Annotated in this window: 24 protein-coding genes; 9 read left to right on the plus strand and 15 right to left on the minus strand. The window is 58.1% G+C overall.

Annotation, left to right across the window (positions count from 1 at the left end; genetic code table 11):
* Positions 1-97 precede the first annotated feature (97 nt).
* From ACZ1GS_RS17035 to holA, 4 genes are read left to right on the plus strand one after another with little or no spacing between them, the layout of a single operon-like run.
* Positions 98-550 (plus strand): DUF3576 domain-containing protein, encoded by a 453-nt coding sequence (locus ACZ1GS_RS17035; protein WP_472696352.1) that lies wholly within the window; start codon positions 98-100, stop codon positions 548-550.
* A gap of 57 nt (positions 551-607) precedes the next feature.
* Positions 608-3,166 (plus strand): leucine--tRNA ligase, encoded by a 2,559-nt coding sequence (gene leuS, locus ACZ1GS_RS17040; protein ID WP_472696353.1) that lies wholly within the window; start codon positions 608-610, stop codon positions 3,164-3,166.
* On the plus strand, positions 3,163-3,687 hold the full coding sequence (lptE, locus tag ACZ1GS_RS17045) for an LPS assembly lipoprotein LptE (RefSeq protein WP_472696354.1): 525 nt from the start codon (positions 3,163-3,165) through the stop codon (positions 3,685-3,687). Before leuS ends, lptE begins: the two co-directional genes overlap by 4 nt.
* Positions 3,688-3,715: 28 nt before the next feature.
* Positions 3,716-4,744 carry a DNA polymerase III subunit delta gene (gene holA / locus ACZ1GS_RS17050; protein WP_472696355.1) on the plus strand — a complete coding sequence of 343 codons (1,029 nt, stop codon included), beginning with the start codon at positions 3,716-3,718 and terminating at the stop codon, positions 4,742-4,744.
* Here the strand turns inward: holA and ACZ1GS_RS17055 are convergent.
* Positions 4,741-5,295, minus strand: a complete 555-nt coding sequence (locus tag ACZ1GS_RS17055; protein ID WP_472696356.1) for a DUF4402 domain-containing protein — start codon at positions 5,293-5,295, stop codon at positions 4,741-4,743. The genes holA and ACZ1GS_RS17055 overlap by 4 nt on opposite strands.
* Positions 5,296-5,389: 94 nt before the next feature.
* On the opposite strand from ACZ1GS_RS17055, the gene msrB reads away from it, so the two are divergent.
* On the plus strand, positions 5,390-5,788 hold the full coding sequence (msrB, locus tag ACZ1GS_RS17060; protein ID WP_472696357.1) for a peptide-methionine (R)-S-oxide reductase MsrB: 399 nt from the start codon (positions 5,390-5,392) through the stop codon (positions 5,786-5,788).
* Positions 5,789-5,877: 89 nt separating this feature from the next.
* The gene (locus ACZ1GS_RS17065; protein ID WP_472696358.1) at positions 5,878-7,989 is read left to right on the plus strand and encodes a transglycosylase domain-containing protein; all 2,112 of its coding nucleotides are present in this window, start codon (positions 5,878-5,880) and stop codon (positions 7,987-7,989) included.
* A 15-nt stretch (positions 7,990-8,004) separates the two neighbouring features.
* Here the strand turns inward: ACZ1GS_RS17065 and ACZ1GS_RS17070 are convergent, their stop codons facing one another.
* The 3 genes from ACZ1GS_RS17070 to ACZ1GS_RS17080 are packed head-to-tail and all read right to left on the minus strand — an operon-like array spanning position 8,005 to position 9,828.
* A complete protein-coding gene (locus tag ACZ1GS_RS17070; RefSeq protein ID WP_472696359.1) occupies positions 8,005-8,808 on the minus strand; it encodes a M48 family metallopeptidase in 804 nt (267 codons plus the stop codon).
* Positions 8,777-9,214, minus strand: coding sequence for a YcgN family cysteine cluster protein (locus ACZ1GS_RS17075; RefSeq protein ID WP_472698165.1), 438 nt, complete (start codon positions 9,212-9,214; stop codon positions 8,777-8,779). The genes ACZ1GS_RS17070 and ACZ1GS_RS17075 overlap by 32 nt, the downstream gene beginning before the upstream one ends.
* Positions 9,211-9,828: an SCO family protein gene (locus ACZ1GS_RS17080; protein ID WP_472696360.1), complete on the minus strand. Its 618-nt coding sequence runs from the start codon at positions 9,826-9,828 to the stop codon at positions 9,211-9,213. The genes ACZ1GS_RS17075 and ACZ1GS_RS17080 overlap by 4 nt, the downstream gene beginning before the upstream one ends.
* Positions 9,829-9,973: 145 nt before the next feature.
* Between ACZ1GS_RS17080 and ACZ1GS_RS17085 the strand changes: the two genes are divergently transcribed.
* Entirely contained in the window at positions 9,974-10,594 is a 621-nt protein-coding gene (locus ACZ1GS_RS17085; protein ID WP_472696361.1) for an ankyrin repeat domain-containing protein, read from the plus strand.
* A 21-nt stretch (positions 10,595-10,615) separates the two neighbouring features.
* Here ACZ1GS_RS17085 and ACZ1GS_RS17090 read toward each other — a convergent pair whose 3' ends face one another.
* The 11 genes from ACZ1GS_RS17090 to ACZ1GS_RS17140 all read right to left on the minus strand — a co-directional run bounded on the left by ACZ1GS_RS17090 (position 10,616) and on the right by ACZ1GS_RS17140 (position 17,861).
* Positions 10,616-11,167 carry an MmcB family DNA repair protein gene (locus ACZ1GS_RS17090; RefSeq protein ID WP_472696362.1) on the minus strand — a complete coding sequence of 184 codons (552 nt, stop codon included), beginning with the start codon at positions 11,165-11,167 and terminating at the stop codon, positions 10,616-10,618.
* Positions 11,168-11,255: 88 nt separating this feature from the next.
* Positions 11,256-11,960 carry a cell wall hydrolase gene (locus ACZ1GS_RS17095; RefSeq protein WP_472696363.1) on the minus strand — a complete coding sequence of 235 codons (705 nt, stop codon included), beginning with the start codon at positions 11,958-11,960 and terminating at the stop codon, positions 11,256-11,258.
* A gap of 196 nt (positions 11,961-12,156) precedes the next feature.
* A complete protein-coding gene (locus ACZ1GS_RS17100) occupies positions 12,157-12,456 on the minus strand; it encodes a DUF1491 family protein (RefSeq protein WP_472696364.1) in 300 nt (99 codons plus the stop codon).
* Positions 12,457-12,497: 41 nt separating this feature from the next.
* Complete coding sequence (locus tag ACZ1GS_RS17105) at positions 12,498-12,974, minus strand: PaaI family thioesterase (protein ID WP_472696365.1); 477 nt, start codon at positions 12,972-12,974, stop codon at positions 12,498-12,500.
* A 21-nt stretch (positions 12,975-12,995) separates the two neighbouring features.
* Complete coding sequence (locus tag ACZ1GS_RS17110) at positions 12,996-13,469, minus strand: PTS sugar transporter subunit IIA (protein ID WP_472696366.1); 474 nt, start codon at positions 13,467-13,469, stop codon at positions 12,996-12,998.
* A 139-nt stretch (positions 13,470-13,608) separates the two neighbouring features.
* Positions 13,609-14,181: a ribosome hibernation-promoting factor, HPF/YfiA family gene (gene hpf / locus ACZ1GS_RS17115; RefSeq protein WP_472696367.1), complete on the minus strand. Its 573-nt coding sequence runs from the start codon at positions 14,179-14,181 to the stop codon at positions 13,609-13,611.
* A 60-nt stretch (positions 14,182-14,241) separates the two neighbouring features.
* On the minus strand, positions 14,242-14,940 hold the full coding sequence (dnaQ, locus tag ACZ1GS_RS17120; protein WP_472696368.1) for a DNA polymerase III subunit epsilon: 699 nt from the start codon (positions 14,938-14,940) through the stop codon (positions 14,242-14,244).
* A gap of 27 nt (positions 14,941-14,967) precedes the next feature.
* The gene (gene coaE / locus ACZ1GS_RS17125) at positions 14,968-15,582 is read right to left on the minus strand and encodes a dephospho-CoA kinase (protein WP_472696369.1); all 615 of its coding nucleotides are present in this window, start codon (positions 15,580-15,582) and stop codon (positions 14,968-14,970) included.
* Positions 15,579-16,409, minus strand: coding sequence for a shikimate dehydrogenase family protein (locus tag ACZ1GS_RS17130; RefSeq protein ID WP_472696370.1), 831 nt, complete (start codon positions 16,407-16,409; stop codon positions 15,579-15,581). Before ACZ1GS_RS17130 ends, coaE begins: the two co-directional genes overlap by 4 nt.
* Positions 16,406-16,999: a Maf family protein gene (locus tag ACZ1GS_RS17135; RefSeq protein WP_472698166.1), complete on the minus strand. Its 594-nt coding sequence runs from the start codon at positions 16,997-16,999 to the stop codon at positions 16,406-16,408. The genes ACZ1GS_RS17130 and ACZ1GS_RS17135 overlap by 4 nt, the downstream gene beginning before the upstream one ends.
* A gap of 16 nt (positions 17,000-17,015) precedes the next feature.
* Positions 17,016-17,861, minus strand: a complete 846-nt coding sequence (locus tag ACZ1GS_RS17140; RefSeq protein WP_472696371.1) for a pyruvate, water dikinase regulatory protein — start codon at positions 17,859-17,861, stop codon at positions 17,016-17,018.
* 303 nt (positions 17,862-18,164) lie between these two features.
* Between ACZ1GS_RS17140 and hemE the strand changes: the two genes are divergently transcribed.
* On the plus strand, positions 18,165-19,196 hold the full coding sequence (gene hemE / locus ACZ1GS_RS17145; RefSeq protein ID WP_472696372.1) for a uroporphyrinogen decarboxylase: 1,032 nt from the start codon (positions 18,165-18,167) through the stop codon (positions 19,194-19,196).
* Positions 19,196-19,639 (plus strand): CopD family protein, encoded by a 444-nt coding sequence (locus tag ACZ1GS_RS17150; RefSeq protein ID WP_472696373.1) that lies wholly within the window; start codon positions 19,196-19,198, stop codon positions 19,637-19,639. The genes hemE and ACZ1GS_RS17150 overlap by 1 nt, the downstream gene beginning before the upstream one ends.
* Positions 19,640-19,687: the final 48 nt, after the last annotated feature.

Genomic DNA, 19,687 nt, shown 5'->3' on the forward strand with positions numbered 1-19,687 from the left:
GGCTTGCCCCGCGCGGCAAAGCAATTATAGAGAAGCCAGAACCGTACAAGATCCGGCACGAAGGCCCGTTGGCCGACCTGTCCATGAGGAGTGAACCATGTCCCGCCATTTTCTGACCGCAGCGCCTGTGCGCCCGATGATAATCAGTCTCGCGGCTGTTGCCTTGCTGTCCGCTTGTGCCGGAAAAGAGCGGCCGCAGGCCGATCTCGCCGCATCGCAGATTACCACGATCGGTGTGAACAGCTATTTGTGGCGGGCCACGCTCGACAGTCTTTCGTTCATGCCGCTGACCCAGACCGACAGCAATGGCGGCGTGATCCTGACCGACTGGTATGTGAATCCACAAAATCCCTCCGAACGGATGAAGCTGAACGTGTCGATCCTCGATCAGGATTTGCGGGCGGACGCCTTGCGCGTCGCTGCGTCGCGCCAGGTCCGCAGCGGAAACACCTGGGTCGATGCACCAGTCAAGGCCGCAACCACCCAGAAGCTGGAGCAAATCATCCTCACCAAGGCGCGGGATTTGCGCCGCGGATCGATGTCCAACTGATCCACTCCGGATGGGCTGTTTCTACGGCCACAATCCGCCGATAACCACAGGATTTCCATGACCGAACAGCGTTTTAACCCTCTAGCGGCGGACAAACGCTGGCAGACCCGTTGGGCCGACGAACAGGTTTTCGAAGCGGACAATGACAGCACCAAGCCGCGCAGCTACGTGCTCGAAATGTTTCCCTATCCCTCGGGGCGGATCCATATGGGCCACGTCCGCAACTATACAATGGGCGACGTGCTCGCGCGGTTCCGGCGCATGCAGGGCTTTGAAGTGCTGCACCCGATGGGCTGGGACGCCTTTGGCATGCCGGCTGAAAATGCCGCGATGGAAAAGAAGGTCCATCCCGGCGAGTGGACCCGGGCCAATATTGCCGGCATGCGGGACCAGATAAAAAGGCTCGGCTTCGCGCTCGACTGGAGCCGCGAAATCGCAACCTGCGAGCCGGATTATTATGGCCAGGAACAGGCGCTGTTCCTCGACCTGTTCGCCGGCGATCTGGTCTACCGCAAGGAATCGGCGGTGAACTGGGATCCGGTCGACATGACCGTGCTGGCGAACGAGCAGGTCATTGACGGCAAGGGCTGGCGATCGGGCGCAGCGGTTGAAAAGCGCAACCTCAGCCAGTGGTTCCTGAAAATTACCGACTTTGCCGATCCGCTGCTCGACGAACTCGATGGCCTGACCGGCTGGCCGGAAAAGGTCCGCACGATGCAGGCCAACTGGATCGGCAAATCGCAGGGACTGCAATTCCATTTTGCGCTCAGCGAAGCCCAGGGCACGATCAAGACTGTTGAAGTATTTTCCACCCGGCCGGACACGATTTTCGGTTCGAGCTTTGTTGCCCTGTCCGCGGATCACCCGCTGACCCGGCAGCTGGCCGAAGACAATGCTGCGCTGGCGGCTTTCTGTGACGAATGTCGCAAGAGCGGTACCACCGCAGCCGAACTCGAGACGATGGAGAAAAAGGGCTTTGATACCGGCCTGAAAGCGGTCCACCCGCTCGACCCCAGTTGGGAATTGCCGGTCTTTGTCGCCAATTTCGTGCTGATGGACTATGGTACCGGTGCCGTGTTCGGCGTCCCCGGTCACGACCAGCGCGATCTCGATTTCGCCCGCAAATACGCCCTTCCGGTCACGCGCGTGGTCGCTGCCGAAGGCGAAGAAGAGGCGTCAATTGACGACGAAGCCTATACCGGACCCGGCAAGCTGGTGAACAGCCGCGACCTTGACGGCATGACCATCGAAGCCGGCCAGAAGGCGGTGATAGATCAGGCTGAAAAAGAGGGCTGGGGCCGGGCCCAGACGACCTGGCGGCTGCGCGACTGGGGGGTTTCCCGCCAGCGCTACTGGGGCACGCCGATTCCGATCATCCATTGCACCGACTGCGGGGCAGTGCCGGTGCCGAAAGACCAGTTGCCCGTCGTTCTGCCGGACGATGTCAGCTTCGATATTCCGGGCAATCCGCTCGAGCGCCATGACAGCTGGAAGCATGTTGATTGCCCGCAATGTGGCAAGGCGGCGGTGCGGGAAACCGACACGCTGGATACGTTTGTCGACAGCAGCTGGTATTTCCTGCGCTTTGCCAGCCAACCCGATGATCGCCCGTTTGATGCCAAGGATGTCAAAAAGTGGATGCCGGTCGCGCAATATATTGGCGGTATCGAACATGCGATCCTCCACTTGCTCTACGCCCGTTTCTGGACGCGCGCGCTGGCGTCGATTGGCAAGCTGGATTTCACCGAACCCTTTGGCAGCCTGTTCACCCAGGGCATGGTAACCCACGAGACCTATTTCGAGAAAATCTGGTCGGAGGAGACCCAGACCGACAAGATCGTCTATTACAGTCCCGACGAAATAGATCATCGCGAAGGCGGGGTTTTCAAGAAATCCGGTGGCGCACCCATCGCAATCGGCCGCATCGAGAAAATGTCGAAATCGAAGAAAAATGTCGTCGATCCCGATCCGATCATCGACCAATATGGCGCTGACGCGGTGCGCTTTTTCATGCTCTCCGACAGCCCGCCAGAACGCGATCTGCCATGGTCCGAAGCCGGTATCGAAGGCAGCTGGCGGTTTGTCCAGCGGCTCTGGCGCCTGTTCATCACTGCGGTTGAAGCGCCGGCGAAATCCGGCTCCGAAAACAAACCGCTGCAACGCAAATTGCACCAGACCATCGCCGGTGTTGCCGACGATATCGAAGCGCTGTCCTTCAACAAGGCGGTCGCGAAAATCTTTGAACTGGTCAACATGATCGAAAAAGCGGAGCCTTCGGCAGATCGCTTCGCAGCCATCCGGTCGCTTGCGCGGATCGTCGCGCCGATGGTGCCGCATATTGCCGAAGAGGCCTGGGCGCTGTTCGGGGAAACCGACCTGATCGCCCATGCGCCGTGGCCGGACGTGGACGAAAGCCTGCTGGTGGAAGATGAAGTCACCATCGCGGTCCAGGTTCGCGGCAAGCTGCGTGACACGCTGACCGCCGCCAAAGGCAGCGACAAGGATGTACTCGAAGCCCTTGCTCTCGGCTCGGAGAAAGTGCAGCGTAGCATTGACGGAGCAGCAATAAGAAAGGTGATCGTCGTGCCGGACCGGCTGGTCAATATCGTAATATGAACCGTCTTTTCGGCCGTCTTCGGTTGCTGGTTCCGGTCGCCTGCAGCGGTCTTCTGCTATCCGCCTGCGGTCTGCAGCCGCTTTATTCCGGCGGCACCAACGGTGTGGTTGCGCAAAATCTCGGGGCGGTTGAAATCGAACCGATTGCCGGCAAGGCCGGCTGGTTGATGCGCAATGCGTTGCGCGATCAGCTCGGCGCGCTGGAAGGCACGGACGCGAAATATCGCCTGATGATCGCGCTCGATGACAAGATTGCCGGGCTGGGTGTGCGCAGCAATGACCGGGTCACCCGCGAACGCCGGACCCTGCGGGCGCGCTATCAGCTGGTGCGCTTGTCCGACAGCAAGGTGGTGCTGGATGCGACCGCCGGCTCTGATGCCGGTATTGATGTCGTGTCCTCGGAATATGCGACCGTCGCGGCCGAAGATACCGCGCTGGAAAATCTCTCGACCCGGGTCGCCGATCAGATCGTCAAGCGCCTGTCGCTGTTTGCGCAGGAGCAGGCCGCAGCCGGACGGTGAGCGCGCGCAATCCCCAAGCCATGACGTCATGAAAGTCAAAGACAAGGAGATTGTCCGCCGCTTTCATGCCGATCCCGATGCCTTTCGGCTGGCGCTGTTATGCGGCCCCAATGCGACGCGATGTCAGGCTCTGGCCAATGATCTCGCTGCGCCGTTGGCACAATCGGCCGAACGCGTCGAAATGGCCCTTGCCGACCTGTCGGACAGTCCGGCGCGCCTGCAGGACGAAGCCACTTCGGCCTCTTTATTCGGCGACAAGCGCTTCATCATGCTGCGCCTGAACAGCGGCGAGGCGGTCCGCGCCACGGCAGCGATTGAAAATCTGCTGGCCAGCGAGACCCGCGGCGATCCGGTGTTCATCGTCGCTGCCGGCATGGCCGACAAAACCGCACTCGCCAAGAAAATCGCCGCCGCCCCCGATGCCTTGATCGCCACCTGCTATGAAACTTCACAAGGCGATGCGATTGCTGAAATCATGAGCATGGCGCGCGAGGAGGGTCTGCGGATGACCCGCGACGTCTCCTCGGCGATTGCGGCCTTGACCAGCAATGATCTGGTTCTCGCAAAACTCGAGATCGAGAAGCTTGCGCTCTATCTGGACGCCTCCCCGGAAGCCCAGCAGGAAGCCGGGCTCAACTTGCTGGCCCTGCTCGGCGCCGAGAATGAAGAAGAAGATCTCGGCTTGCTGATTCACGCGGCCATTAACGGCGATACGCAGAAACTGGCGAGCGAAATGGCGGCCATCAGCACCATCGGTTTCAGCGAAATCGGCCTGATCCGGCTCATGCTGCGGCACCTCAACAAGCTGGCCGAGATGCGGGCCAAGGCTGATCAGGGCGCGGCAGTCAGCAAGCTGGTCAATCATCCCAGCGTTTTCTGGAAGGATCGCGACAATCTCGCACGCCAACTGAACATCTGGCCATCCCGCCATATTGAGCGGTTGATCGAGCGGCTGCTGGCGCTGGAAATCGCGCTCAAGAGCAGCGGTCAGCCGGAAGCGGTGCTGGTCGAACATGAATTGCTGACGATCGCCCGCAAGGCAGCACGTTTGCGCTAATATTCTTCGTAATCGGCAGTAATCGCGATCCGGCCTCGAAACTGGCCGCTCGCGTTGCCGGTGACCTTTAACCGCCCGCCAAACGAGAATGTCAGGCGGCCGTCATGCCCAAGTTGTGCCTGGGCTGGCAAATCGGTGTCGAGCTTGACCAGCTCTGCGGTCGATCCATTGGGCGCGCTCAGAATGATACGGTCCGGCAGTTGCACCCGCACATAGCGGCCGGGTTCCCCGGTCAGACGGCCTTCACCCTGCAGCGAAAGACCGCCCAGATCAGACAGACCGCCACTGATCCGGCGCTGTCCGGTCAGCGGATCCAGTTCAATCTCTCCGCCCGAAGGGTTCAGCAGAGCGAGCCGCGAAAAATCAAGATTGGCGGTGATTTCAATCTGCAGGGGAATGGTTTTATCGGTGGCCGCACGGCCCTGCGCAGGAGCCGACGATGCGCCACCGCACAGGCGGCATTGGGCTTGAGCGCCGGGCGATGAAAGGATCATCGTTGCGCCAAAAGCCCACAGCAGCGGCCAGAAATTCCAATATTTTCCCACAGTCACAGATTTTGCCGGAAACTGTTGAAAATAGGGTTAACAACAGGTTGATTGCAGCGAGTGGCTTGACCTTGTGGGCTTTCCCTCCCATTTTACGGGTATGGAAAAAATATCCCTTACCGCCGACGAATGGCGCGAAAAACTGACCCCCGAACAATATCACGTGCTTCGCGAAGCGGGAACCGAACGGGCCTTTACCGGCGCGCTCAACGCAGAAAAACGCGACGGCGAGTTTTTCTGCGCTGGCTGCGGCACAAAATTGTTTGAAACCGCCACAAAATTTGACAGCGGCTGCGGCTGGCCGAGCTTTACCGAACCGGCGGCTGCCGAAGCGGTGACCGAAATCGAAGACCTGAGCCACGGCATGCGCCGGATCGAGGTGCGTTGCAGCAGCTGCGATGGTCATCTCGGGCATGTTTTTCCCGACGGACCAGCCGCCAACGGGTTGCGCTATTGCATGAACAGTGCGGCGCTGGATTTCGAACCCAGCGACAATTGAGCGATTTCGCTATCCAACACCGTTCAGCCTGCAGTAAGGCGGTAACACGCTACAAATTACCACTATCAGCGTAGAGTGAATGGAATAATATGGCGCGGGGCAAAAAACGCAGCACAAAATCGGGACCGGTGCGCACATGGATGATGCGACTGGTCAAGGCCGGCCTGTTTGCCGGCCTGCTGGCGGCTATTGCCCTGATCGTGGCGGTGCTCGTCGTGCGCTCTTCTCTTCCCGGCTTTGAAGATCTCAAATCCTCGCCCAATGGCCAGATGATCCGGGTGCTTGACGTCAGCGGCCGGGAACTCTTCTCCATGGGTCCGAGCTATGGCGAATGGCTCGACTATGACGTCATTCCGCAGGTCATGAAGGATTCGATGATCGCGGTCGAGGATCGCCGTTATCACAGCCATTTCGGCGTTGATCCGATCGGCATTGCACGATCGGTGAAAGTTCGCTTCGAACGGGGGCGCTGGGCCCAGGGCGGTTCGACCATCACCCAGCAACTGGCGCGCAATATCTTTCTCAACAACAATCGCACCTTCGGGCGCAAGGGCCGCGAAATGCTGCTGGCGCTGGCGATGGAACGCAAGTTCTCGAAGGAACAGATACTCGAACTCTATCTCAACAAGGTCTATTATGGCGGCGGCGCCTATGGCATAGATGCCGCCTCCCGCCGGTTTTTTGCGCACAGCGCGCGCGAGCTGGATCTGGCTGAAGCCGCGATCATAGCCGGTTTGGTCAAAGCGCCTTCGCGCTATTCGCCTACCGCCGATGCGCAAGCCGCGATCGACCGCGCGGCGGTGGTTCTGGAAGTGATGCAGGATGCCGGCGCGATCACCGCAGAGCAGGCCGCGAGCACCAATCCTGATGCGGTCAAGATGGCGCCGGAGCCCCGCCAGAACAGCGTCCGCTATTTTACCGACTGGGCCTTGCCGCAGCTCGATTTGCTGATCGACGAGACGGTCGAACCGATCGAGGTCTGGACGACGCTTGATCTCGGGATGCAGCGCGCCGCGACCAATGCCATCCAAACCGGTGCACCCGCCGGCGCACAGGGCGCGCTTGTCGCGATCGACCGCGACGGTGCGGTTCGCGCGATGGTGGGCGGCACCGACTATGTGACGTCCAACTATAATCGCGCCACCCAAGCGGTTCGGCAACCGGGATCAGCGTGGAAGATTTTTGTCTATATGGCGGCGCTCGAAGCCGGCTATTCACCCAATGATATCGTTACTGATGCCCCGATTCAGATTGGCAACTGGACCCCGCGCAACAGCGGCAATCGCTATGCGGGTGATATATCGCTGCGCACCGCCTTCGCCTATTCGAAAAACACCGTCGCCGCCGCAATTGGCAATGATATCGGAACCTCGTCGGTTGCCAATATGGCGCGGCGCTTTGGCATCAACACACCGATCGATACCAATCCCTCGATGGTGCTCGGTACCTCTGACACCCGGCTGCTCGACATGACCCGGGCATTCGCATCGGTCAACGCCAAGGGCATTGCGATTACACCCTATGCGATCACCAAGGTGACGACGATGAAGGGCGACACGCTCTATCAGAACAAATTTGACGGCAGCCGGGTGCTCGTCGATCCCTGGGTCGCGGCTGGCATTACCGATCTGCTGCAGACCGCGGTGAACACCGGCACCGGTCGTGCGGCCCGGATCGGACGACCGGTTGCGGGCAAGACCGGCACCACCAGCAGCAACAAGGATGGCTGGTTTCTGGGCTTTTCCAGCGGCCTGACCACGGGTGTGTGGATGGGCAGGGATGATGCGAAACCGGTGCGTGGCTTGCAGGGCGGTCGCGCGCCGGCTTCCGCCTTTGCCGCGTTCATGAAAGTCGCGGTTGCGAAACGGAAAGTCGAACAATTTGATACCGAACTGGTGCTGCCAGACTGGCAGCTCGAACCGGACGAGGAGGACCTGTACGGCGCGCCGGAAGACGGTATTTATGTCGATGAAAACGGCATGCCGATCGAAACCGGGCAGGGACTGGAATATGATCTGGAAGGCGGACAAGCGCCTGATGGCCCGCCGGAACTAGATCAGGACTGGATTGATTCGGTGCTTGGCCGCGACGAAAGGCCACCGGCCCAGGCAGACCAACGACCGGCGCCGTCAAATCAGCCCGACACGCCCGATCAACCCAATGCCCCGGTATCTTTGCTCCCCAAATCCGACGACGAGTAGCAACACCGAAACGGGCTATGCCGCTTTCGCGCCGATCAGGTGCAATGCCATGCCATGGTCTTTCAACCAGCGGTCAGCCGCCTTGCGATCCCCTTCGAATATCCGGTCCAGCTCGCCATAAAAGGCCGGGCTGTGATTCATATGGGTAAGATGGGCCACTTCATGGGCCACCACCGAACGGCGCACCGCAGACGGGGCCATGATCAGCCGCCAATTCAGCCGGATCGCGCGGCGCGAACCCGCCTTTCCGGATGTCCGGGATGAACAGCTGCCCCAGCGGCGACGGGCATCGCCAACCGATAGCGTTGGAACCGCGACATCTGCTTGGGCGCAATAATGATCGAGATCTTCGGCAAATGCGGCCCGGGCCCGGGCTTTGAGCCAGGCCATCACGCGATCGGCGATCCGGTGCTCGGGTCCGCCCAGACGCAGCTCCGATCCCACCCGTTCGGGCGTGCGTGGATAAGCAGGCGACCAGCAAATCGTAACGGTTTCGCCCGCCAGAGCAATGGCTGCGCCGTCAACCAGAGCCACTGGTGGCGGGGAATTGGCAAATTGCTCTGCCAGCCAGTCGGCTTTGGATTCGGCAAAGCGCAGGGCCTGACCGGTGCTGGCATAGCTTGGCATGGTCAAGCGCACCGCGCCTTTGACAATATCGGCCGAGACCGCAATCGACCGGGACCTCGCAAGGCGCCGGATCAGAACCGGATAGGCCATCCCGTCGATGATAATCTCCAGATCCGTTGTGGAATCGGATCCGGCGCGCCGATCGGCTGCGCGCGGACGATCAGAGCGGCCGGTCGAGAATATGCTGCTCAATCGGGCCAGCTTCCACCTCCGTAATCACCTTGCCGCGAATCGATTGCCCGGCCGCGTGGATCGAATCCCGGTCCCCCGAGATCAGATAGTGCCAGGCGGGCAGGGGCTCGCCATTGGCGCGCATCCGATAGGCGCAGCTGTCCGGCAACCAGGTAAACTGGTCAAGCTTGTCCCGGGTCAACCGCACACAGTCGGGCACATAATAGCGCCGGCGGCGATAGTCACTGCACCGCGCATTGTCGGTATCGAGCAGTTTGCAGGCAATATTGGTCATATAGACCTGCCCGTCATCCTCATCCTCCGCCTTGAGCAGGCAGCATTTGCCGCATCCGTCACACAAGGCCTCCCATTGCGCCCGATCCAGTGTTTCGAGCGGCTGTTCCCAGAAAGGGGGCGGGGCCGTTATGATGTCCACCGTTGAATTTCGTCGGCCACTTCTTGTGGCGTACCGTCAAAGGGCAACAAGGCTATAGGCTCACCCTCGGGACCGAACAGATAGGCCTGACGGCTGTGATCAACCAGATATTCACTAAAGCCTTCGGCTTCTCGCTTGCCGTAGATGATCAGATATTTTTTGGCCACTTCGGCAATCTCGTCAACGCTGCCGGTCAAACCGATCAGCCGCGGATGAAAATTGGCGACATATTGCTTGAGCTGTTCCGGACGGTCACGTTCCGGATCGATGGAAATGAAAATCGGTTGAATTTTCTGCGCAATGGCAGGATCGGCTTTCTCCGCAAGGAACAGGCCGTTCATCAGATTGGCGAGATCGACCGGACAGACATCCGGGCAATAGCTATAGCCAAAATAGATGATCCGATACTGCCCGGCAAATTCGCTGTCCGAGGTCTTCGTACCATCCTGATTGGTCAGCGTGAATCCACCCCCGATTTTCGCGCCAGCCAGCGGCGGCTCAGTGCCAGCGTCGCCGGTTGCTGCCGGGTTGCAGGCAGCGACAAGCAGGAGTAATAGTCCGGAAGTGAGCAGCGAAAGACATTTGTTCATCATCCGGCCAGACATGGTCTGCTAGATGACAGAATTCAACAGATAATTGATGACGTCTATGGTCTTTTGGGCTTACATGAGGATCGGATTGAAACAGGGCAGCTGCATTATGCTTCGGGGCACATATTTTTCTACTTCAGGTCAACACAAAGCGCCGGCGATGCGTCGCCCGGTTTGGCAGGTCGTCGCGGCCTTGCTGGTCGCGCTCGCATTGGCATTGCCAAACACCGCCAGCGCGCAATTCTCGGCCAGCTATAATTTCCTCAAGGCCGTGCGCGATCGCGATGGTACCGAAGCGACCAAATTTCTCAATCAGCCCGGTACGGTGATCGTCAACACGAAGGATTTCACGACCGGCGAAACCGCGCTGCATATCGTGGTTGCGCGCCGGGATGCGACCTGGACCGCTTTTCTTCTGCAAAAAGGCGCCAATCCCAATGTCCGGGACAAGGAAGGCACCACGCCGTTGATGCGGGCGGTACAATTGCGCTTTGTCGACGGCGCCCGGGTCTTGCTGACCAAGAAAGCCAAGGTCGATATGACCAACAACCAGGGCGAAACCCCGCTGATCCGCGCGGTTCAGCTGCGCGATTCAGAAATGACCCGGCTGTTGCTGACCATGGGCGCCGATCCTGACATTCCCGATACGCTGGCGGGCTTGTCGGCGCGTGACTATGCCAAACGCGATCGCCGCGCGGCACCGATTCTGGCAGAAATTGAAAAAGCGGATGCCCGCGAGAAACCGAAAACATCCGGCCGCTTCTTTGGGCCGGAAGGCTAGTCGAACACCCGCAATCCAGCGCTAATATTGGCCTTGGGTCGCAGGATCAATCCAGCCGTGAATGACCGACAGCCGTTGCATTGCGCGCCGGGCGAGACGCATGGTTTCGGCCTTGCGCCGGGCTGGTGACAAGGCATGAGTCGACGCCGGACGCACCATTTCGCCATCATAGCTGTCGGCAACGATCAAGCCGGCGCGATCGGGAAGAAAATCGGGGCGATCAAGCGGAGAAAGATCAAATTCTGACGGCAAAGCCCAGTAAAAACGATCGCAATAATCAAGATATTCATGCCATTTGTCATCACCGAGCAGATCGGCCCGGGACACCTTGATTTCGACAATGATGATCTGTCCCTTCGCATCCACACCCATCAGGTCCGCCCGGCGTTTGTTCGGCAGGCTGACTTCCGACAGCAGAACAATATCATGGCGCGAGAATAGTCTTGCGACACCGCGCGCCACTGCAGCAGCGCCTTCCGGCAGCGGTTGCTCGGTCGACAAATCCGACGGAGCCGCATTGGCTGTTGGCGGTGGAAACCGGGTTTCCCGTACCGAATCAATCTGTTCTGTCATCGGAATGCAATAGAACATAAAAAGAACAAAATAAAGGCCTCCATCCGGAAGCCCTTATTTTTCAAAGCTAATTTATGTTATCAGCTGATCAACGGTAGAAAATATGATTGTCGATCGTCGCCATCCGCTTCAACCGCCAGCCGGGAGAAACATAGCGCGCGTGAAAAAACAACGCGCCTTCAACCCGGCTTTTCCAGCCATCGTTCATCGCAATCTTTGCAATCGATACCGCGTTGCGCCAGTGCCGGTGACCGGTGTTGATCCGCGGCATCCGTCCGTTGCGGATGAAGGAAAATTGCTTGCGCTGGTAAACCACACCGCAAATGCTGTTGGGAAAACGTGGTGATTCTACCCGCGCCATCACGACCCGCGCGACGGCCAGTTGTCCCGCCAGCGATTCGCCTTTGGATTCAAAATAAACCGTGCCGGCCAGACATTGCATTTCTGCGCTCAACTCGCCTTGCCAGGATTGCTGGTTAACCAGTTCGCGCAAGGATCCAGCGCCACTGTTTGAAAATTCTGTACCGGCCGTCTGTTCTTCATTGGCCAGCCGGTCGGCTTCGATCACATCTGCTGGAATTTCTGCCGTAACTTCCTGACTTTCACCAAAGGTTACGGTCATAGCCCGATCTTCCGCACCCGGTTGCTCCAACAGGGCGGGATCAATCACGATATCGGTTTCCGGTGTTTCATCGGTGGCTTCCAAAGCGAAAGACACATCGGTGACCGAAAGGGCCGCAACCGTGGAAAGTGCAAGCGACACAGCGCTCGCAGTCTTGAAAATTTTGCTCATATACCTGTTTATTTATGCGGCGGGTTCAGTACCGGCTTGCACCGGCGTGAATAGACCGAAAAACCAACAAATGGTCTATCCCTGTTCCCTCCGTCTGCGTGTTTTCCCCAATCACCAAAAATATCGGTCGGTGACTATCCCCGGGGCAACCTGCGCGTCAAAAGTTGACTGCCACATATATTGCATTGCAACATAGTCAAGTTTTTCCGGTCATATCAGCGGTGAGCCGTTCCGCATCCGGGATGTCCAGTTCAATTAACCACAAGTCCGGGTCAACCGCTGTCCGACGCGCAATATAATCTTCCAAATTGTCTTTGTTATCAGTGCTTTGCGGCCATATCCTGGTCCAGAACGAGTCGCCTTCCAGGGTTGGCATTTTCTCTAGAAGCCGCGGATCTTTACCCTTTTCGAGGCACAGAATCAGGATCGCTCCCGAAATTCGATCGCCTTTGCGCAGCACCATGCCAAAGCCACCTTCCTGACTGGTTTTGCGCAACAGGGCCTGCACCGTCACTTCCGCTGACAGCCGCGGGGCGATCATGGGCTTTCGGTCAATCCGCCCTGGGCATAGCCAGGAAGAGAGGCGAGCGGGATATGCGAACGCATGAAGGTTCCGGTGCCGCGCGCCACCTCTTCGCCATCGGCATCGATTAAACGGGAATCCGCCACAAAAACACGCCTTTTTCCGCTCACCCAACGCCCTTCGGCGGTCACCGAACCGGTTTTTATCGGGCGCGTGAACAGCATGTTAAAGGCGGTGGTCAGCAGAAAGCGGTCAGATACCAGACTGTTGGATGCGTAGAAAGCGGCATCGTCGAGCATCTTGAAATAGCTGGTGCCGTGAACGGCGCCAGCGGCGTGATAATAGCGCTCATCGACCATGAAGGTGATCCGCGCAAAGCCGCGTTCGGTGATTGCGAGATCCGATTCGAACAGCTGATTGATCGGCGCCTGTCTGTAGAGGCGCTCCAAGGCGCGAAAATGTTCCTGGGATCCGTCACTATCCTGTTGCAAATCGCGCCCCTCTGTCATCCGTCAGGCCGCTTGCTGTCCCTGCTGCCCGGTCAGCAGTACATATAATGCATCTTCACCGGCCGCGCCCCGCAATTTTGCGAGCACGCTGTCATCCCGCAGAAAGCGGGAGACTTCCGCCAGCGCCTTGAGGTGGCTGGCGCTGGCCTGATCGGGCGAAAGCAAACCGAAAATAATATCGACCGCCTGGCCGTCATGCGCATCAAAGGCGATTGGCTCCGTGAGCCGCATGAACAGGCCAACACACTGATCAAGCCCCTTGATGCGCGCGTGCGGAATCGCCACTGCGGCGCCAAAGCCGGTGGAACCCAGTGCCTCGCGCGCATGCAGGGCCTGCTCGACCGCAGCATGGTCGAGACCATAGCAATCGGCTGCTTTCTGGGCGATCGTTGCAAATATGTCGGCTTTGGAGACCATCGCTGAATCGGTCATAACCGCAGCGGGGTCTATCCTGACTGACAAATAATCCATTTTCATTCTCGAGAACCCTTATTTGGCCCGATCCCAAGCTCCGCATGCTCGCCGCGACGACGAATCGTGCTAGCCAGATGCGATGAATCACAAATTAAATTCCGCCAATAATGACACTAAACGGGGGAATTCGGCGATGAATGGACTAATTGTTCGGTTCGACCCAACCAATTGTCCCGTCTGGGCGGCGATAAACCATATTATGCGACCCAGTTCCAGCATTTTTAAACAATAGCGCGCTGGTGTTGCGCAAATCGAGCATCATGACCGCATCAGACACCGTGGCTTCGGGAATATCGGTACTGGTTTCCGCGATAATTGCCGGGGCATCGGCACTATTCTCGACTTCGATTTCCTCGTCGCCAGCATCAACCACACGATAGGCGGCTTCTTCCTGCTTCGCGGCATATTGCGCCTGGACATGATGGTCATTCAGCCGGCGCATGTAACGCCGCAATTGTTTTTCAATCTTTTCAGCGGCCTGTTCAAAGGCCTGATGCGCATCGGCCGCCCGCGCTTCGGCCTTCAGCATCAAACCCTGCATAATATGGGCGACAATATCGCTTTGAAACTGGTTGTGCGGTGCCTTGCTGAAGGTCGCATGAGAGGAAATCGCTTTGGGAAAATATTTGTCGGCAATCGCTTTCATTCGGTCATCGACATGGTTGCGCAATGATTCACCGGTATCCACCTGATGTCCTGAAACACGATTTTCCATATTTTTTCTCCAATCAAGGTTACGCAATATTCGGGGACAGGCGCGACGCGCTCGTCCCGCCTATGTCTGACCCCAGAGCGGGTCCGCTATGCCTTCCATGAAGGCTGCATGTTTCGCCAGTTCTTCCGCCGTCGGTTGATGCGCGCGCGGCGCCATGAACGTGCGCCGTCCAGCCGATGCCTGCCGATCTGGCACCATCTCTTCCGCATTTGTTTTTTCGGTATCCTCGCGCAGACCCAGTCCAATCTGGCGGCCACCCGTGAGTTCGATATATAACTGAGTCAGCAGTTCGGCATCCAGCAAAGCGCCATGTTTGACCCGATGGCTGCGATCAATGCCATAACGGCTACACAAGGCATCCAGTGACAGTTTCGCGCCCGGGTGCTTCGTTTTTGCAATGGCCAGCGTGTCAACCATGCGAAAACGGGATATCTCCGCCCGTTCGCACCGGGCGAGTTCGGCGTTGAGAAAATTAAAGTCAAACTGGGCGTTGTGGGCCACCAGATTCGCATCGCCAAGAAAGGCGAGCAGGTCATCGACCCCATCGCTGAACAGGATCTTGTCGGACAGAAAAACATCGGACAATCCGTGAACATCCTCGGCCGCTTTGGGCATCGGGCGCTGCGGATTATAGTAGCAGTGAAAGCTCTCTCCGGTTTCGACCCGGTCAATCATTTCAATACAGCCGATTTCCACCATCCGGTCGCCGCTTTGCGGATCAAAGCCGGTGGTTTCGGTATCAAAAATTATTTCCCGCATGAATCCAATATCGGACTCATCTCGCCGTTAAGCAAGGGAAGCTTTCAACTTTTTGACAGTATTTTTCACCTGCTGCCGGGTTTCTTCGAGCGGTGTCGAGCTATCGATAACAGTGTCCGCGCGCTTTCGCTTTTCAGCGTCTGGCATTTGCAGCTGTTTGATATGCTCGAATTTCTCCCGCGTCATTCCGGGCCGGGCCAGCACCCGCGCCTCTTGATCTGCGGCCGTGGCCGAAACCACAACCACATGATCGACGCCCTCGGCACCGCTTTTCTCGAACAACAGCGGGATATCGAACAGCAAGAGAGGCGCCTCCGCATGCTGCGCGAGAAAGTCCTGCCGCAAGCGCCCGACAGCAGGATGGATTAGCGCTTCGAGCTTCTGCAGCGCCGCCTTGTCACCCAGCACGACCGCGCCCAGCTTGCTGCGATCAACCCCGGCCGCACTGGTTGTCCCCGGAAACAGGCGTTCAATTTCCGCAACCAGCGCTCCGCCAGGCCCTTGCAGAACATGGACCGCCGCATCGGCGTCAAAGACGGGAACACCGGCATCGGCAAACATTGCAGCAACCGTCGATTTGCCCATGCCGATCGAGCCGGTCAGACCGATGATCATCGGTCGAGAGGAAGCAGAAGATGTCATCGCAGCAAAAGATCCCGCAATTCAGCGTCATCCTCCGTAGGGGGAGCCGCTCCGAAGAAAATCTCGAAGGCCAGCGCTGCCTGGCCAATCAGCATCGTCAATCCGTCGATAGAATCGAGCTCCCGCTGTTTGGCCTGTTTCAGCAATCGGGTCTGCAACGGGGCATAGACCAGATCATAGACAATTGCATCGTCCGGCAGATCAGCGAGATCAATGACCAGCTCTTCCTGGCCCGCCATGCCGAGCGCGCTGGCATTGACCAGCAGGCGCGCTGGCGGCAAGCGCGACCCGTGCGGCAGGGCCTGACCCTTCAGGCCAAATTGGGCAAGCAGGGCGGAGGCCTTGAGCACGTTGCGGTTGAGGATCGTCACCGGCCCGACATCCATCCGCGAGAGCGCAAACAGGACTGCCCGGGCAGCGCCGCCGGCCCCGATCACGACAATCTCCTCACCGGCCAGCGGGACATCCGCCAATGGCGCGTAAAAGCCGCCGCTATCGGTATTGGTACCGAATAAATCGCCGAGCTGGCCATCAGCGGCTTCCGAACGCGCAATCGTATTCATCGCGCCGATCGACTGGCGCACGTTGCCCGGATCCGCGACATGGTCCATCACCGCCAGCTTGTGGGGAAGCGTCACATTACAGCCCCGCCAGTCGGGGTCGGACCGTCGCTGTGCAATATAGTCCGCAAGCCCGTCCGGGGTCACATGACAGGCGCGATAATCCGCTTCGATACCCAGTTTTTCGAGCCAAAATTTGTGAATCAGCGGCGATTTGCTTTGCGCAATCGGATCACCGATTACTTCTGCATAAGGTTGGTCCGTCATGACGCCATGATCCCGCGCACGCGCAAATAGTCGAGGATGTGCAAAAGTGGTAATCCCATGATCGTGAACTGACTCCCCTGAACCGCTGAAAACAGCTGTGCGCCCCGGCCTTCAATCTCGTAGCATCCTACGCAATGGCGGATATTGTCCCATTCCTGCTCGACATAATGGTCGACAAATTCATCGCTTAACGTCCGCATCTTCAGGGTTGCAATATCGATGTGGCGCCAGACCGGTGAGCCCTGATCGGCAATGACAGCGGCGCTGAAAAGCTTGTGCTTTTTGCCCGCCATCAGACGCAAATGGGCTTTGGCATCATCACGGTCCTTGGGCTTGTCCAGCATTGTTCCATCTTCCAGAGCAAGCACCTGATCCCCGCCAAGAACCAGGGCCGGACCCAGGCGCCGGGACAGCCGCACGGCTTTGGCTTCGGCCAGCGCATCAGCCAGATTGCGCGCGGTCACACCATCAGCCTGCAATCCGGCCTTGAGGGCGTCCTCATCGACATTTGGTGCCAGCGCATCGCAAGTAACGCCCGCTGCCTCCAGCATCGCACGCCGCGCCTTGCTGCGCGATGCCAATATCAGCATCGGTTCGGGATGCGGATCAGTCATGGGTCCCGGCATTGTCCTTGTCGGCTTGGGCCGTATGGCGCTCGTTGTAAAAATTGATAATCGCCGCCGCCGATTCCTCAATGGAACGCCGAGTCACGTCAATTGTCGGCCAGCCATTATCAGCAAACATCCGGCGCGCATATTGGGTTTCCGCCTTGACCTTGTCTTCATCGACATAGTCGGTCTCCGGGGTCTGGTTGAGCGACAACAGGCGATTGCGCCGCACCTGGATGAGGCGGCTGGCTCCGGTTACCAGGCCGACAACCAGCGGATTCTTGAGATGAAAGAGCGAGTCCGGCGGCGGGGATTCCGGCACAATCGGAATATTGGCGGTCTTGTAGCCGCGATTGGCGAGATAGATTGATGTTGGGGTTTTCGACGTCCGCGAGACGCCAGCCAGAATAATATCCGCCTGCTCCCAATTGTCGGCCCCAATGCCATCATCATGGGCGATCGTGAACTGGATCGCTTCGACCCGGGCAAAATAGGCCGCGTCAAGAATATGCTGCCGCCCCGGCCGGGCTTTCGCTTCTTGGCCCAGCATATTGGACAGCGCATCGGTGACCGTATCCAGCGCCGCCACAACCGGCAGACCGAGGTGCCGGCATTCCCGCTCAAGCCGGGCGCGCAATTCCCGGTTGACCAGCGTAAAAATAACCAGGCCAGGATTATCCGCGACTTCGACCAATATCCGGTTGAGATGGGTTTCAGACCGCACCATCGGCCAGAAATGCTTGATGATCTCGACACCATCAAATTGCGCCAGCGCGGCTTTTGCGATATTCTCGAGCGTCTCGCCGGTGGAGTCCGAAAGCAAATGGAGGTGTAGCCGATTCATGGCCGGAACCCTGTGATTTCATTGGGGATAAAGCAAGGGATGAATCCAGGGATAACCATCATCGGCAATTTCTTCCCCGACATTCGCAAATTGATCCACAAGCCATCAAGCTTTGGTTTTTCCATCCACACTCTGTGGATAGCGGGGATGAATTTCGGGAATCGTAAATTTTTCGTTAACGCCTTGTTGTCAATCTGTTTGTAAACACGGCAAAGCCGCGTTACCGTCCTTTTCCACTGCCTATCTTCATAATCAAGATTCTATAATATAATAATTATTAGTATACAGGACCCCGGTCAGTTCATGCCCAATGCCTCCGCTTCCCCAAAACTTCTGCTCAACACGCTGCGTGGCCAGAAAAGCGCCGAGACGCCGATCTGGTTGATGCGACAGGCGGGGCGCTATTTGCCGGAATACCGGGAATTGCGTGCCCAAAAGGGTGGATTTCTCGAGCTCTGTTATGACGCGGAAGCAGCCGCTGAAGTGACGATTCAACCGATCAGACGGTTTGATTTTGATGGCGCCATCCTGTTTTCGGATATCCTGATCGTGCCGCATGCGATGGGCCAGAAATTATGGTTTGAGGCCGGAGAAGGCCCCCGCCTGCTGCCGCGCATGGTCGAGACCGCTTTGACGTCTCTCGAAGCCGCTCCGGAGCATCTGGAGGCTATTTATGCCACCGTGCGCTCCGTCGCCGCACAGCTGGATGACAAAACCACGTTCATGGGCTTTGCCGGTAGCCCCTGGACGGTCGCGACCTATATGGTGCACGGGCAGGGCAGCAAGGACCAGGCCGTGACCCGGCAATTTGCCTATCAGGACGAAGCGGCTTTTGGTGCCCTGATCGCCGGAATTGTTGAAACCACGGTCGAATATCTGCTTGGACAAATCGCGGCGGGCGTTGATGCCGTGCAATTGTTTGACAGCTGGGCAGGGTCCTTGTCACCGGCCCAGTTCGAAAAATGGGTGATCGCGCCCAATGCCGAAATCATAGCGCGGATAAAGGCGGTTCATCCGGATCTGCCGATTATCGGTTTCCCGAAAGGCGCAGGCGACAAGCTCGCCGCTTATGCGCGGGAAACCGGCGCCGACGCCATTGGCCTCGATGAAACGGTCGACCCGGTGCTGGCGCATAAAAGCCTGCCCGCGGATATTCCGGTGCAGGGCAATCTCGATCCGCTGGCGTTGCTCGCTGGCGGTGAAGCGCTCGAGAAATCAACCGCGCATATATTGGAAACCTTTCGTGATCGGCCGCACATCTTCAATCTCGGCCATGGGATCATCAAGGAAACCCCCATTGAACATGTCGAAAAGCTTCTTACACTAGTCCGGTAATGGATCAGTATCTCACTATGCTCTATCTCTGGCTCAAATCCGCGCATCTTATCTTTGTCATTTTCTGGATGGCGGGGCTATTCATGATGCCGCGCTTCTTTGTCTATCATCAGGAAATCGCCGCCGGTTCGGAAGAAGATGGCAAATGGATCGATCGCGAAGCGAAACTGCGCAAGATCATTCTCAATCCCTCGCTGATCATCGTCTGGGTGCTTGGACTGGTGCTGGCCTATAATGTCGGCGCCTTTGCCGAAGGCTGGTTTCATGCCAAATTGCTCGCGGTGCTGTTGCTGACCGGCTATCATGGCTGGATGGTTGGCTATAGCAAGAAGCTGGCGCGGGGCGAGCGGAGCTGGAGCGACAAACGGCTGCGGCTGGTCAACGAAGTGCCGGGTATTGCTGCGGCGCTGATCATCATCCTGGTGGTCGTAAAGCCTTTTTGATTTTGATCTCGGTGGCGCCGGATAATCGGTATCGCCGCGTGTTGACAG

The sequence above is a fragment of the Parasphingorhabdus sp. W113 genome, from assembly GCF_055693205.1.

Bases quoted from the DNA above. Each gene is read 5' to 3' on its own strand.
- ACZ1GS_RS17150 (WP_472696373.1), top strand. From the start codon at position 19,196: ATGGATCAGTATCTCACTATGCTCTATCTCTGGCTCAAATCCGCGCAT.
- holA (WP_472696355.1), top strand. From the start codon at position 3,716: ATGAAAGTCAAAGACAAGGAGATTGTCCGCCGCTTTCATGCCGATCCC.
- dnaQ (WP_472696368.1), bottom strand. From the start codon at position 14,940: ATGCGGGAAATAATTTTTGATACCGAAACCACCGGCTTTGATCCGCAA.
- ACZ1GS_RS17090 (WP_472696362.1), bottom strand. From the start codon at position 11,167: ATGACAGAACAGATTGATTCGGTACGGGAAACCCGGTTTCCACCGCCA.
- ACZ1GS_RS17035 (WP_472696352.1), top strand. From the start codon at position 98: ATGTCCCGCCATTTTCTGACCGCAGCGCCTGTGCGCCCGATGATAATC.
- ACZ1GS_RS17110 (WP_472696366.1), bottom strand. From the start codon at position 13,469: ATGAAAATGGATTATTTGTCAGTCAGGATAGACCCCGCTGCGGTTATG.
- ACZ1GS_RS17130 (WP_472696370.1), bottom strand. From the start codon at position 16,409: ATGACGGACCAACCTTATGCAGAAGTAATCGGTGATCCGATTGCGCAA.
- ACZ1GS_RS17140 (WP_472696371.1), bottom strand. From the start codon at position 17,861: ATGAATCGGCTACACCTCCATTTGCTTTCGGACTCCACCGGCGAGACG.
- coaE (WP_472696369.1), bottom strand. From the start codon at position 15,582: ATGACATCTTCTGCTTCCTCTCGACCGATGATCATCGGTCTGACCGGC.
- msrB (WP_472696357.1), top strand. From the start codon at position 5,390: ATGGAAAAAATATCCCTTACCGCCGACGAATGGCGCGAAAAACTGACC.
- hemE (WP_472696372.1), top strand. From the start codon at position 18,165: ATGCCCAATGCCTCCGCTTCCCCAAAACTTCTGCTCAACACGCTGCGT.
- hpf (WP_472696367.1), bottom strand. From the start codon at position 14,181: ATGGAAAATCGTGTTTCAGGACATCAGGTGGATACCGGTGAATCATTG.
- ACZ1GS_RS17085 (WP_472696361.1), top strand. From the start codon at position 9,974: ATGCGTCGCCCGGTTTGGCAGGTCGTCGCGGCCTTGCTGGTCGCGCTC.
- leuS (WP_472696353.1), top strand. From the start codon at position 608: ATGACCGAACAGCGTTTTAACCCTCTAGCGGCGGACAAACGCTGGCAG.
- ACZ1GS_RS17065 (WP_472696358.1), top strand. From the start codon at position 5,878: ATGGCGCGGGGCAAAAAACGCAGCACAAAATCGGGACCGGTGCGCACA.
- lptE (WP_472696354.1), top strand. From the start codon at position 3,163: ATGAACCGTCTTTTCGGCCGTCTTCGGTTGCTGGTTCCGGTCGCCTGC.
- ACZ1GS_RS17080 (WP_472696360.1), bottom strand. From the start codon at position 9,828: ATGTCTGGCCGGATGATGAACAAATGTCTTTCGCTGCTCACTTCCGGA.
- ACZ1GS_RS17095 (WP_472696363.1), bottom strand. From the start codon at position 11,960: ATGAGCAAAATTTTCAAGACTGCGAGCGCTGTGTCGCTTGCACTTTCC.
- ACZ1GS_RS17135 (WP_472698166.1), bottom strand. From the start codon at position 16,999: ATGCTGATATTGGCATCGCGCAGCAAGGCGCGGCGTGCGATGCTGGAG.